The organism is Nocardia suismassiliense (assembly GCF_900269665.1).
Classification (GTDB): Bacteria; Actinomycetota; Actinomycetes; order Mycobacteriales; family Mycobacteriaceae; genus Nocardia; species Nocardia suismassiliense.
Genome location: NZ_LT985361.1, coordinates 643,649 through 656,368 on the forward strand (window position 1 = coordinate 643,649; position 12,720 = coordinate 656,368).

Sequence of the window (12,720 nt, forward strand, 5' to 3'; positions counted from 1 at the left end):
CCTAGCGATCCCGGGCAGACCCTGCCGGGCTTCTTCATGATCAACGGGACAGGACGGCAGCGAGCAATCGTCATGTCCCGTCGATCACGCGGGACTACTCGGCGACGATCGCGTCCGCTTCGATCTCGACCAGCAGCGCGGGGGTGATCAGGGCGCTGATCTCGTACATGGCGGTGGCCGGCCGGATGTCCCCGAAGACCTCGGCGTGTGCCTTGGCCACCTCGGGCCAGCGAGCGATATCGGTGACGAAGATGCGGGTGCGGACAACGTCGGCGAGACTCGCGCCCGCCTCGGTGAGCGCGGTGCCGATGCGGCGCAGGGTCTCCTTGGTCTGTTCGCCGATGTCGTCGCCGCCGACCGCGCTGCCGCCGGGGATCGAGGCGGTGGTGCCGCTGACCGCGACGTGGTTGCCGAGTCGGACGGCGCGGCTGTAGCCGACGATGTCTTCGAATTCGGAGCCGGAGGAGATGTTCACGCGTGCGGTCATGGCGACAGCATCGCATGGGGCGTCGATCGGGCAGTCAACGGGCAGCAACGCCGATGTTCGACACCGAGTTGTCACCTGCGCGTCGGTCAGAAGTCGGATCGGCGGGGTAGGCAGTCCCGGTGAAAGCTCATTCTCGTCCTCGCGTCACCGCCGCCGCCGTCCTCTGTGTCGGCGCGCTGGCCGCCGGCTGTTCCTCCGCGAATTCGGCCGCGGATTTCACCGCGACCGCGGACCAGCCGCTGGTGATCTCGCTGGATGACCTGCTCGGCAAGACGGGTGGCAGCGCCGCCGTCCGCATCGCCGACCCGGAGCACGGCACACTGAGCCGCCGGGTGGACGGTGCGCTGGTCTACACCCCCGACGCCGGCTACCGCGGCTCCGACGCCTTCAAGGTGACCACCACCGACGCGGTGCGCCTGTACACCACCGACATTCCGTCGCTGGGTGAGTTCGGCGGAACCACGGTGCAGGGCAGCGGTTTCGGCTCCGCGTGGACACCGGTGCCGGGCAGCACGGACGAGTTCTACGGGCTCACCGACCGCGGGCCGAACGTGGACGGGCCCGGCAAGAACGAGAAGCTGGCGCCGATAGCGAGTTTCGTGCCCAAGATCGGCCGGTTCAAGCTGGTCGGTACCCGTGCGGTGCTGCAATCGAGCATCGACTTGCACACCGCGGCAGGCGTTCCGTTCAACGGTCAGGTCGACCTCGCCGCGAACACCGGCGAAACGATCAAGGACCTGGCCGGAAATGTGTTGCCGCCCACCGATCACGGCCTCGATCCGGAGGGGCTGGTCGCGCTGCCCGACGGTACCTTCTGGGTCTCCGACGAATACGGCCCCTTCCTGGTGCATTTCGACGCCAAGGGTGCCGAGATCGAGCGGCTCGCCCCGGGATCCGGTCTGCCGAAAGAACTTTCGCTGCGCACACCGAACCAGGGCATGGAAGGCCTGACGATCACCCCGGACGGCAGCACCCTCGTCGGCCTGATGCAGAGCGGCCTGAATACGCCCGGCCTCACCGGTTCCGCCAAGGAGACACCGCTGACCCGCATCGTCACCGTCGACCTGAAGACGAAGGCGCTGAAGGAGTTCGTGGTCCCGCTGGAGAACCCGAAGAGCAGCAAGGTCGCCGACTCGGAGATCACCGCGCTCAGCGCGACCACCTTCCTGATCGACGAACGCGACGGCAGCTTGGCGCCGAAGGCGGACAAGAAGCTGTGGACCGTCGACATCGCGAACGCCACCGATGTCGGCCCCGACGCGAAGGTGCCTGGCGCGCAGTACGTTCCGGAACTCGGCCTGCAGATCGACGGCAAGTCGCTGGAGGCACTGGTCGGCTCGGTCTCGACCGCCGACGGTGTCGCCGCGCTGACCGAGGCGGGCGTCACCCCGGCCGCCAAGACCAAGAACCTCGACTTCGCCGCGCTGGTCCGGGAACTCGACGCCGACGGAAAGTTCTTCGGCCACGACAAGATCGAGGGCGTGGCCACCCTGGACGGCGGCAAGACGCTCTACATCGCCAACGACAGCGACTTCGGTCTGGCCGGCAGCAAAGGCGAGCAGCCGCCGTTCGCGCTGAAGCCCAAGACCTTGCCCAACGGCGTGCAGGACAGCGGCGAGGTCCTCTTCGTCGACACCACGAAGCTGCCCGCGAAGACCGCGGAGCACACCGTCAAGCTGACGGTGGAGTAGCTAATCGCCGCGATCGGTCCACTCGCGACCCTCCAGGATCACGGCGGCGGCCAACGTGATCAGCCACAGCGACATCGAACCGACCTGGATCCGCTGAGCGATCCCCAGCGCGTAATTGCCGGACAGGTTGTCGGCGACCAGCATCCACACGGTTGCCGCCGACCCGACCACCAGCACGACCAGCCCGGCTTCGCGCAGGATCCGCCAGCGGTGATAGCGGAACGCGGCCAGGCTGAACGCGAAGGTGGCGACGGCGATCGAGGTGACCGCGATGGTGCTCGACAGTGCGTGCGGTTGGTGCAACTGCGGGAAGAGCTCGCTTTCACCACCGCACGCACTGTCGCTCGCGGTGCAATCCTTCAGTGGCAGCAACACATCGGCGATCGTCGCGGCGCCGAAGCAGAGCAGCGCGACCCAGCCGATGGTGGTCAACCGGCGCCGCGGAAAAGTCAGCAGTCCGCCGATCGCCGCGGGGATCAGCAGCGCGCCGACGATCTTGTCCGCAGTCGCGAACACCGCACGATAGGGCTTGCCTTCGGCATCCAACTCGCTGAGGAACGAGTTGACCGGGTCGACGTCGACCTGCAGGAAGAACTCCAGCACCCAGGACGAGTAGCAGACGCCCGCGATCAGGATCGCCGCCGCGATCGCCAGGGACGCCACTCGCGTGCGCCGCTCGGCGACCTCCTGGCTATTCGTCACGGATCCATTCTCCTCCCTGCCGCCGGACCGATGATCGAACGGTAGGTCAGCGCGTCGGCAAACACACGCCATTGACAACCAGCACACAGGCTCCTGTCAGGTTCGACCGACAGGCTGTCAGGGAAGCGTTCCCAAGGAGGTCCCACATGATCGGCTTCGCAACAGCCGCCGCCGGAATAGCCGTGATGTCGGTGATGGTGGCATCGAGCTACCTCGCCGCGCACGCACCGCGCACCCTGGTCCGGGTCAGGTCCCGCTAGGTCGGTGTCTCAGCGCGGCCTGCACCCGATCGGCGGCGGCCACCGCGTCTTCGTGCTCCCACACGCGAACGACCTGCCAGCCGGCTGCCGTCAACGCCGCATCGGTCGCCCGGTCCCGCGCCACATTTCCGGCCAGTTTGTCGGCCCACCACTGCGCGTTGTTGCGCGGATCGGTCGCATGCTGCGGGCACCGATGCCAGAAGCAACCGTCGACGTACACCGCCACCCGTAGTCGCGGAAACACCAGATCGGCCCGCCGCCGCTGCCCACGCAGCGGCGCGCGATCGACGAAATACCGCACCCCACGCCGATGCAACTCCCTGCGCAACGCCAGCTCCGGCTTGGTCCCGCTGCGCCGCTGCCGCGCCATCCGCGCGCTGGTCGCCGCATCGGTCGTCGGACGGGGTGCGCGCCCGACCGGCCGCAGGTCACTCGATTGCTCCTGCGCATCGCCGGGCGCGTCGTCGAGACCGTCCCGCGAGTCGTTCATGCCGCCCAGCCGCCCATGCGATCGAGATGACTCTCCACATCATCGAGGAATCCCGGCGGAAACCGCAGGCTGCCCATGCCGGTGCGGCGCAGGAACCCTGCGGTCGCCCGCGCGGACAGCAGTCGCGAGTCGGTCAGGAAGTTCCGCAGGTCCTCGTACGGCTCGTGCACCGGCCAGGTCGACACCGCCACCCGATGGGCCACCCCGTTGTGTCCCCAGGCCGCCACCGGCCACGGTGTTCCCGGCGGTAGTGGCTGGTCACCGGGCAGCGGAGTCAGCGGCGCGGCCAGTCGGGACCCGACCCACCCGGCCATTCGCACACTCACCGCATTGCCGACCAGTTTCCACCGATGCCCCTGCCGGATACCCGGCACGTCACCCGCGGGCGCGGTCCAATCCGGCTCGAAGCCTTGCAGCCGTTCCACATCCACCAGGCCGGGTGTGACGATCTCGCCGGACGGCAGTCGCACCGCAGGCGGGCTCGCGATACCCAGCGCGGATCCACCCTTCAGCGTCGGCACCGCGTTCACGGCCCAGCCCAGCCCGCGCACACCCTCGGTCCAGTAGAAGCCGCACGGATCGCGGTCCGCGTCGCCGACGATCCGCGGGCCCGCGTCCTCGCCGAACAACACCCCACGCGGGTCCTCGGTCCGGGAGGCCAGCATCAGCACCCGCTGCCGCCGCTGTGGCAAGCCGAACGCGCGTGCGTCCACCACCCGATAGGCCCAGGTGTAGCCGAGCTCCTCCAGGGCGGTGGTGATGTGGCGCATCGCGGCACCGCGACCGAGTTGCAGCATGAACGGCACGTTCTCGATCAGCAGCCAGCGCGGCCCGCGCTTGCGGCGCACCAGCCGGAACACCTCGTCGACCAGCCCCGAGCGTTTGCCGGTGATGCCCGCGGTGCGCCCGGCCTGGGAGAGGTCCTGGCAGGGGAAGCCGGCCGCGACCAGTTCGGTGCCCGCCGGTAGCGCGCGCAGGCTGGTGATGTCGGAATGCAGTGGCACGTCGGGAAAGCGGGCGGACAGCACGCCCTGCGCGCCCGCGTCGATCTCGCACAGCAGCTCGGACTGCCAGCCGTTGCGGGCGAGGCCGAGCTCGAGCCCGCCGATCCCGGCGAACAGCCCGACCATGCGCGCGCCCGTCACCGACTGTCCCTTCTTCGCGTTCTCGGTTCCCCTGTGCCCGGCAGAGGTTACTCGAGTTGCCGGTTGCCGTCCGCGAACACCGCCATGACGGCGCGACGGAGCAAACCCGAGGGTGGCCTGGTACCGTCCGCGTGTCAGCAACATGATCGGTCTGCTGCTGCTCGATAATGCTCATCGGCCGATCATGTGTGCGGCCCTGATGACAGGCTCGGCAGGCTGATCTGCCTGCGCTCCAGCGCTATCCGCGCGGACGCCGCCCCACGTGCTCGGCGGCGCGTCCGCATGCGAAACGCATTTGCTCCACACAGCGTCTCTGCTCCACAAGGTTTTGGGCTCGACAAATTTCTTAGTCGTCACGCTAGGGAAAGTGAGCGAACATGCAGATACCTTCGAAAAACAGGAGCTTTCCCAACGTCGTGGTCACCAGCCTGGCGGCGACCACCTCGATCGCGGGCGATATCGACTCGACGTGGAAAGGCCTGCTCAACGGGGAGAGCGGGATCGACGTCCTGGAGGACAGCTTCATCGACCAGTTCGAACTGCCGGTCCGCATCGGCGGGCACCTGAAGGTCTCGCCCGCCGAGAGCCTCACCAGGGTCGAGGCGACCAACATGTCCTACGTCGAGCAGATGGCCACGGTCCTGTGCCGCGAGGTATGGCGCAACGCCGGTAGCCCGGAGGTCGACAAGACCCGGCTCGGCGTCGCCATCGGCACCGGCCTCGGCGGCGGCGAGTACATCATCGACGCGCGGGACCGCATCAAAAACGGTGGCTACCGCAAGATTTCACCGCTGACCGTGCAGCGGATCATGCCCAACGGATCGGCCGCCTGCGTCGGCATCGAACTGGGCGCGGGCGCGGGCGTGGTCACGCCGGTGTCGGCCTGCTCGTCCGGCTCGGAGGCGATCGCCAACGCGTGGCAGATGATCGTGATGGGCGACGCCGACATGGTCGTCACCGGCGGGGTCGAGGGCTCCATCCAGGCGGTGCCGATCGCGGCGTTCACCATGATGCGCGCGATGAGCACCCGCAACGACGATCCGAAGAGCGCGTCGCGCCCGTTCGACAAGGACCGGGACGGCTTCGTGTTCGGCGAGGCCGGCGCGATGATGATCATCGAGACCGAGGAGCACGCCAAGGCGCGCGGCGCGACCATCCACGCGCGGATCATGGGTGCGGGCATCACCTCCGACGCCTTCCATCTGGTCGCGCCCGATCTCGAGGGCAAGGGCGCCGCGCGCGCGATGACCAGGGCGATCGAGAAGGCCGGGCTGTCGAAGAAGGACGTCACCCACGTGAACGCGCACGCCACCGCCACCCCGATCGGGGATACCGCTGAGGCGCAAGCCATTTCGTCCGCGATCGGCAGTCACACCTCGGTCTACGCGCCGAAATCCGCACTCGGGCACTCGATCGGCGCGGTCGGTGCGCTGGAGTCGGTGATCACCGTGCTGTCCATTCGGGACGGAATCGTCCCGCCGACCCTGAATTTGGACAATCAGGACCCCGCCATCGACCTCGATGTGGTCAAGGGGCAGAGCAGGCCGGGTCGGATCGATTACGCCGTGAACAACTCGTTCGGTTTCGGCGGACACAACGTGGCGATCGCCTTCGGGCGGTACTGAGCGTCGGAAGGCTGCGCACCTGCTAGCCTTCCCGACGCTTCGTTATCGACCTGTGTTCGGTGTAGCTGCACGGCCTGTGTGCGTGCTTTGGCAAAAGGATAAGGCGATGATCGACGAGACCTTCGACGACTATTTGGACGACCAGGGCAATATCAAAATCCGCGGCGACAAGACCCTGATCGACTTCGTCGACAAGCACAGCGCGGAGAACGGCGACGACCTCGCCTACCGCTATATCGACTATTCGCGGGAACGGGACGGCGAGTACCACGAGCTGACCTGGCGGCAGTTCGGTGTCCGGCTACGGGCCGTCGCGGCCCGGCTACAGCAGGTGACCAAACCCGGTGACCGGGTAGCGATTCTGGCACCGCAGGGGCTCGACTATGTCGTCTCCATTTTCGCCGCCGTCTACGCGGGCAATATCGCGGTGCCGCTGTTCGACCCGGAGGAGCAGGGGCACACCGACCGGCTCACCGCGGTGCTCAGCGACTGCACGCCCGCCGCGATTCTCACCGTCGGCTCCGCGGCGGGCGGTGTGCGGAACTTCTTCCGCCATCTGCCCGCGGTACAGCGGCCGCGGATTATTGCGGTGGAAGCGATTCCGGACAGCGTCGGCGCGACCTGGGTGCGCCCGGATATCAATATCGACAGCGTCGCTTACCTGCAATACACCTCCGGGTCCACCAGAACGCCTGCGGGCGTGGAGATCACGCACCGGGCCGTCGGCACGAATCTGCTGCAGATGATCGATGCAATTGGTGTCAAAGAGAATTCGCGCGGCGTCACCTGGCTGCCGCTGTTCCACGACATGGGTCTGCTGTGCGTGATTCTGCCGACCGTCGGTGGCGGATTCATCACCATCATGTCGCCGAGCGCGTTCGTCCGCCGTCCGTACCGCTGGATCAAAGAACTGGCCGCCGCCTCCGACGGTGCCGGGACTTTCGCGGCGGCACCGAATTTCGCCTTCGAACACGCCGCGGCGCGCGGTAAGCCGAAACCGGGCGAAGAGCTCGACCTGTCGAATGTGATCGGGTTGATCAACGGCAGCGAGCCGGTATCGGTCTCGTCGATGCGTAAATTCAACGAGGCATTCGCGCCGTACGGGTTGCCGAAAACGACGATCAAGCCCTGCTACGGCATGGCGGAGGCGACGCTGTTCGTGTCCGCGACCAAGGCCGAGGACGAGGCGCGGGTCGTATATGTCGATCGCGCCCAGCTCAATTCGGGCCGGATGGTTCAGGTCGAGGAGGGCGCGGAGAACTCGATCGCGCAGGTGTCCTGCGGTTACGTGGCGTTGTCGCAGTGGGCGACGATCGTCGATCCGGAGACCGGCGTCGAGCGGGCCGACGGTGAGGTCGGCGAGATCTGGTTGCACGGCGAGAACATGGGCATCGGTTACTGGGGGCGTCCCGAGGAGACCGCGGCCACCTTCCGGGCCCAACTCGCGGCCCGTCAGCCGCAGGGCAGTCATGCGGAGGGCACACCGGAGGACGCGCACTGGATGCGGACCGGCGATTACGGTGCCTACCTCGACGGCGAGTTGTACATCACCGGCCGGGTGAAGGATCTGGTGATCGTCGACGGTCGCAATCACTACCCGCAGGACCTCGAGTTCTCCGCACAGGAATCCAGCACCGCGCTGCGCCCCGGTTTCGTCGCGGCCTTCTCGGTGCCCGCCAACGAGTTGCCTGCGCTGGTCTTCGAGAAGGGCAGTCACTCCGGGCTGAAGTTCGACGCCGACGACAACTCCGAGCAGTTGGTGATCGTCGCCGAACGCAACACCGGCGCGGGAAAGCTGGAGACCGAACCGGTCGCGGACACGGTGCGGGCGGCGGTTTCACAGCGGCACGGCGTCACCGTGCGCGATGTGCTGCTCGTGCCCGCGGGCTCGATCCCGCGGACCTCCAGCGGCAAGATCGCCCGACGGGCCTGCCGAGCCGCGTACCTGGACGGCACCCTGCGCGGCGGCTACCAGCAGCAAGCTTTCCCGGACGCCCCTGCGGCGGAGCGGGAGAGCGCGGGAGTTCGTTAGAGCCGCACCTCGTTCGCACAGTCGAATTCACTGACCTCGGCGCCCACGATGTGGGCGCCGAGGTCGTTTGTGGTCCCGGTGCCACGGAACTTGTCCACCGCGGCCCTGCTCGTCCAGCGCTCGTAGATATTCACGCGGTCGGGCTCGACCAGGTCGGCGCCGAGCGTGAAATCCAGGCAGCCGTCGGCGACGCGGGCGAGTTCGACCACCTCGCGGCAGGCGGCGAGATAGCGGTCCCGGTCGGTGACCTTCAGATACCCGGCGACGATCAGCATGCCGCGCAGTCTATTCGGCGGATCGACCCTTGACCTCGAGGTTGCTCGAGGTTGTTGGCTTGGCTCATGGAAGTCGGCGCTACCTGTGAAACGACCGTGATGTCCAGCACGGATGCCACCACCGGGGTATCGGCGAGCCCGGAAAACCAGTTGGCTGATCCGGGTGATGCTGCCACCCTGAAATGTCGGACCTCGATGCGAACATCACCGAGTGTCCGGGTTCTCGACCCTGCCATCCACAGACCTCGAGGGGGAACTATGTCGGTTGCACTTGATGTCGCGACGGTGGATCAGGAGGCCGACAGACCGGAGCGGCCCGGTGCGTCCGTGCCGGGTCGCCTGTATTCGCTGCGGCGTTTCTGGCCCTACGTGCGCCCGTATCGGCGCGCGCTGCTCGGCGCCACCACGCTCGCGATCCTCGCCTCGCTGACCGCGATCGTCATCCCGCTGGTGATCGCCAAGATCATCGACGGACCGATCGCCCAGCGCGATCTCGGCGCGGCCGTCGCGCCCGTGCTGCTGGTGTTCGTGCTCGGCCTCCTCGAAGCCCTCGGTGTATGGGGGCGCCGCTGGCTGGTTTCCAAGCCGGCGTCCATGGTCGAGATCACGATGCGCGCCAAGATCTTTCGCAAGCTGCAGTCGCTGGCGATCGGACGCCACGAAGCTTGGGAGTCGGGACAGCTGCTGTCCAGGGCGGTCGACGACATGGCCACCCTGCGCCGCTTCGTCGCGTTCGCCGGTCCGTTCCTGATCATCCACATCATCCTCATCCCGGTCGGTCTGCTGGTGCTGGTGTGGCTGAGCTGGCAGGTCGGGCTGATCTTCGCGATCATCTCGATTCCGTTGACCTACATCTGCATTCGCTTCGAGCGCGAGTACTCGCTCGCCTCACGTAAGTCCCAGGATCAGTCGGGTGACCTGGCCACCATCGCCGAGGAGTCGGCGCAGGGTGTGCGAGTGCTGAAGGCGTTCGGGCGCGGCGTGTTCTTCGGCGGGCGGTTCCTCGCCCAGTCGCGCGAACTCCAGCAGACCGAGCTGCACAAAGTGCGGCTGGACGCGCGGCTGTGGTCGGCGATGACCGGTCTGCCGCAGCTGGCGATCGCGTTCGCGCTCGGTTTCGGCGGCTACGCGGTGGTGCAGGGCTCGATGACGCTGGGCACCTTGGTCGCGGCGATCACGCTGGCGAACTTCCTGCAGTGGCCGATCATCTGGACCGGCTTCCTGCTGGCCGAGTTGAACGACGCCCGCACAGCGGGGGACCGGTACTGGGAGATCATCGACACTCCCGTCGACATCACTGACCCGGCCGATCCGGTGGAGTTGCCGGAGAAGATTGTCGGCGAATTGCGTTTGGAAGGCGTGAAATTCGCGTTCCCAGACGCGGAATCGCCAGTGCTGCATGATGTCTCGCTCAAAATTCGACCCGGCGAGACCGTCGCGCTGGTCGGTGCGACCGGCAGCGGAAAGACCGCACTACTCAACCTGATTCCACGGCTCTACGACCTGTCCGACGGCGTGATCACCATCGACGGCATCGACATCGCGTCCATGCGGTTGACCGATCTGCGTTCGCTCGTCTCGGTCGCGTTCGAGGATCCGGTGCTGTTCTCGGCGAGCGTGCGGGAGAACGTCGCGCTCGGCGACCCGACGGCCACCGACGCCGATGTGCGCCGCGCACTGGAGGTCGCGCAGGCCACCGAGTTCGTGGACAACCTGCCGTGGGGCCTCGACACCAGGATCGGCGAGCAGGGACTCAGCCTGTCCGGCGGCCAGCGGCAGCGGCTCGCGCTGGCTCGCGCCGTGCTGAGCGGTGCGAGTCCCGGCAGTCGCAGCCGGATCATGGTGCTCGACGACCCGCTGTCCGCGCTCGACGTGGAGACCGAGGAGCGGGTGCAGGAGCGACTGCGCACCGTGCTGGCCGGCGCGACGACGCTGCTGGTCGCACACCGGCCCTCGACGGCCGCGCTGGCCGACCGGGTGGCGGTGCTGGCCGAGGGCCGGATCGTCGCCGAAGGCACCCACGACCACCTGCTGCGCACCAGCAGCCGATACCGCGACCTGATGGGAGGTGAACAGCGGTGAGTACGGAGACAGTCATGTCGAAAGACGGGACTACCACCGAGAATTCGACGGCACTGGACAAACCAAGCGACGAAGCCGCCGATTGGCGCGGCATCGCCAGCGAGGACAAGGAGGTCACCCAGGCCGGAAACCTGGTGCTGGCCGAGCGATCTCGCCGGCTGCTGCTCGACCTGGTCCGGCCCTACCGCAAGCTGGCGGCGTTCGCGCTGGTGCTCATCGTGGTCGACAACGCCGCGATGGTCTCGGCGCCGCTGTTCGTCGCGTACGGGCTCGACAAAGGCATAGCCGAAGGCCGCCAAGGGAATTGGGCTCCGCTGACCTGGACGGTCGGTGGCTACCTGGGCGCGGTGCTGCTCGGCATCGCGACCACCTTCCTGTTCCTGCGGGTGTCCGGCAGGCTCAGCCAGAGCGTGCTGTTCGACCTGCGGGTGCGCTCGTTCACGCACATGCAGCGGCTCAGCGTCGCCTTCCACGAGAAGTACACCTCGGGCAAGGTCGTCGCGCGCCTCACCGGTGACATCGAGACGCTGCAGGAACTGCTGGAGAGCGCGCTGAACCAGGCGTTGAGCGCGATCCTCTCGGTGGTGACCATCGCGGCGCTGCTGATCTACCTGGACCTGATGCTGGCCGCGATCGTGCTGATCGGTTTCGTGCCACTGGTGTTCGTCACCCGGTGGGCGCAGCGCAGGCAGCGAGCCGGTTACCGCCGCACCCGTGGCGCCATCGCGAAGGTGGTCGTGCAGTTCGTCGAGTCGATGGGCGGCATGCGCGCGGTGCAGACCTTCCGCCGCGAGCAGCGCAACGAGTCGGTGCTGGCCTACGAGGACGCCGAATATCAGCAGGCGACCACCACGGCCATGCGCGGCATGGGCGACTACGCGGGCCTGACCAGGCTGCTCGGCAACCTGACCACGGTGATCATCATCCTGGTCGGCGCCTGGCAGGTGATCGAGGGCAATCTCGCGGTGGGCGTGCTCGCGGCATACCTGTTGTACCTCAACGAGTTCTACGGTCCGCTCGATGAACTCGCCCAGGTGTTCAACTCGTATCAGTCCGCGGCCGCGGCGCTGGAGAAGATCTCCGGCGTGCTCGAGGAAGAGCCCTCGGTGGTGGAGCCGGCCGATCCGACGCCGCTGGCGAAGGCCGCGGGCGCGGTCCTGATGGATCGGGTGTCGTTCGGCTACGGCACCGAACGTCAGGTGCTGCCGGAGTTCTCCTTGGACATCCCGGCCGGACAGGTCGTCGCGCTGGTCGGTGCCACCGGCGCGGGCAAGTCGACGCTGGCCAAGCTGTTGACGCGGTTCTACGACCCGTCCGACGGCGTGGTCACCCTGGACGGTATCGATCTGCGCCGGATCTCCGACGCCGATCTGCGCCGCAATGTCGTGATGGTCACTCAGGAGTCCTATCTGTTCTCCGGTTCGGTGGCCGACAACATCCGGCTCGGCAGGCCGGACGCGACCGACGAGGAGGTGTTCGCGGCGGCCCGCGCGGTCGGCCTGTACGACTTCGTGCAGGCGCTGCCGGAGGGCTTCGACACCGACGTGCGCAAGCGCGGCGGCCGGCTCTCCGCGGGGCAGCGTCAGCTGGTCGCGTTCGCGCGGGTATTCCTGGCGGATCCGGCGGTGATCGTGCTGGACGAAGCCACGTCCAGCCTGGACATCCCGAGCGAGCGGCTGGTGCAGCGGGCGCTGGAAACGGTGCTGCGCGAGCGCACCGCGGTGATCATCGCCCACCGGCTGTCCACCGTCGCCATCGCCGACCGGGTGCTGGTGCTGGAAGCCGGGCGCATCGTGGAGGACGGCACCCCGGCCGAGCTGATCGCGGGCACCGGCCGGTTCGCCAGCCTGCACGCGGCCTGGCGCGAATCCCTCGTGTGATGCGAGCTGGTGTGGTGCGGGCTACAGCCCGGTGTCGCTTACGGTAGATAC

At 67.5% G+C, this 12,720-nt stretch carries 10 protein-coding genes; 5 read left to right on the forward strand and 5 right to left on the reverse strand.

Features of this window, described 5'->3' with window-relative positions; translation table 11 throughout:
• Positions 1 to 94 precede the first annotated feature (94 nt).
• On the reverse strand, positions 95 to 487 hold the full coding sequence (locus DBO33_RS02870) for a RidA family protein (RefSeq protein ID WP_107653654.1): 393 nt from the start codon (positions 485 to 487) through the stop codon (positions 95 to 97).
• A 119-nt stretch (positions 488 to 606) separates the two neighbouring features.
• Between DBO33_RS02870 and DBO33_RS02875 the strand changes: the two genes are divergently transcribed.
• Positions 607 to 2,178 carry an esterase-like activity of phytase family protein gene (locus DBO33_RS02875; RefSeq protein WP_234390666.1) on the forward strand — a complete coding sequence of 524 codons (1,572 nt, stop codon included), beginning with the start codon at positions 607 to 609 and terminating at the stop codon, positions 2,176 to 2,178.
• On the opposite strand, the gene DBO33_RS02880 is transcribed toward DBO33_RS02875, so the two are convergent.
• The 3 genes from DBO33_RS02880 to DBO33_RS02895 all read right to left on the reverse strand — a co-directional run bounded on the left by DBO33_RS02880 (position 2,179) and on the right by DBO33_RS02895 (position 4,760).
• Positions 2,179 to 2,880, reverse strand: a complete 702-nt coding sequence (locus DBO33_RS02880; protein ID WP_234390667.1) for a DUF998 domain-containing protein — start codon at positions 2,878 to 2,880, stop codon at positions 2,179 to 2,181.
• Between the two features lie 246 nt (positions 2,881 to 3,126).
• Positions 3,127 to 3,630 carry a very short patch repair endonuclease gene (locus DBO33_RS02890; protein WP_267897874.1) on the reverse strand — a complete coding sequence of 168 codons (504 nt, stop codon included), beginning with the start codon at positions 3,628 to 3,630 and terminating at the stop codon, positions 3,127 to 3,129.
• A complete protein-coding gene (locus DBO33_RS02895) occupies positions 3,627 to 4,760 on the reverse strand; it encodes a DNA cytosine methyltransferase (RefSeq protein ID WP_199856926.1) in 1,134 nt (377 codons plus the stop codon). The genes DBO33_RS02890 and DBO33_RS02895 overlap by 4 nt, the downstream gene beginning before the upstream one ends.
• 392 nt (positions 4,761 to 5,152) lie before the next feature.
• On the opposite strand from DBO33_RS02895, the gene DBO33_RS02900 reads away from it, so the two are divergent.
• Complete coding sequence (locus DBO33_RS02900; RefSeq protein WP_107653658.1) at positions 5,153 to 6,400, forward strand: KasA/KasB family beta-ketoacyl-ACP synthase; 1,248 nt, start codon at positions 5,153 to 5,155, stop codon at positions 6,398 to 6,400.
• 106 nt (positions 6,401 to 6,506) lie between these two features.
• Entirely contained in the window at positions 6,507 to 8,432 is a 1,926-nt protein-coding gene (gene fadD32, locus DBO33_RS02905) for a long-chain-fatty-acid--AMP ligase FadD32 (protein WP_407670458.1), read from the forward strand.
• Here the strand turns inward: fadD32 and DBO33_RS02910 are convergent.
• Positions 8,429 to 8,707, reverse strand: coding sequence for a putative quinol monooxygenase (locus tag DBO33_RS02910; RefSeq protein ID WP_107653659.1), 279 nt, complete (start codon positions 8,705 to 8,707; stop codon positions 8,429 to 8,431). The two genes, fadD32 and DBO33_RS02910, sit on opposite strands and share 4 nt — an antisense overlap.
• Before the next feature lie 258 nt (positions 8,708 to 8,965).
• Between DBO33_RS02910 and DBO33_RS02915 the strand changes: the two genes are divergently transcribed.
• Both DBO33_RS02915 and DBO33_RS02920 read left to right on the forward strand, forming a co-directional pair.
• A complete protein-coding gene (locus tag DBO33_RS02915) occupies positions 8,966 to 10,789 on the forward strand; it encodes an ABC transporter ATP-binding protein (protein ID WP_107653660.1) in 1,824 nt (607 codons plus the stop codon).
• Between the two features lie 14 nt (positions 10,790 to 10,803).
• Positions 10,804 to 12,669 (forward strand): ABC transporter ATP-binding protein, encoded by a 1,866-nt coding sequence (locus DBO33_RS02920; protein ID WP_107653661.1) that lies wholly within the window; start codon positions 10,804 to 10,806, stop codon positions 12,667 to 12,669.
• The last annotated feature ends 51 nt before the right edge of the window (positions 12,670 to 12,720 follow it).

What these genes read in the sequence shown, in the direction of transcription:
- DBO33_RS02870 (WP_107653654.1), bottom strand. Translation starts at nt 487, where the DNA reads ATGACCGCACGCGTGAACATCTCCTCCGGCTCCGAATTCGAAGACATC.
- DBO33_RS02890 (WP_267897874.1), bottom strand. Translation starts at nt 3,630, where the DNA reads ATGAACGACTCGCGGGACGGTCTCGACGACGCGCCCGGCGATGCGCAG.
- DBO33_RS02895 (WP_199856926.1), bottom strand. Translation starts at nt 4,760, where the DNA reads ATGGTCGGGCTGTTCGCCGGGATCGGCGGGCTCGAGCTCGGCCTCGCC.
- DBO33_RS02900 (WP_107653658.1), top strand. Translation starts at nt 5,153, where the DNA reads ATGCAGATACCTTCGAAAAACAGGAGCTTTCCCAACGTCGTGGTCACC.
- fadD32 (WP_407670458.1), top strand. Translation starts at nt 6,507, where the DNA reads ATGATCGACGAGACCTTCGACGACTATTTGGACGACCAGGGCAATATC.
- DBO33_RS02910 (WP_107653659.1), bottom strand. Translation starts at nt 8,707, where the DNA reads ATGCTGATCGTCGCCGGGTATCTGAAGGTCACCGACCGGGACCGCTAT.
- DBO33_RS02915 (WP_107653660.1), top strand. Translation starts at nt 8,966, where the DNA reads ATGTCGGTTGCACTTGATGTCGCGACGGTGGATCAGGAGGCCGACAGA.
- DBO33_RS02920 (WP_107653661.1), top strand. Translation starts at nt 10,804, where the DNA reads ATGTCGAAAGACGGGACTACCACCGAGAATTCGACGGCACTGGACAAA.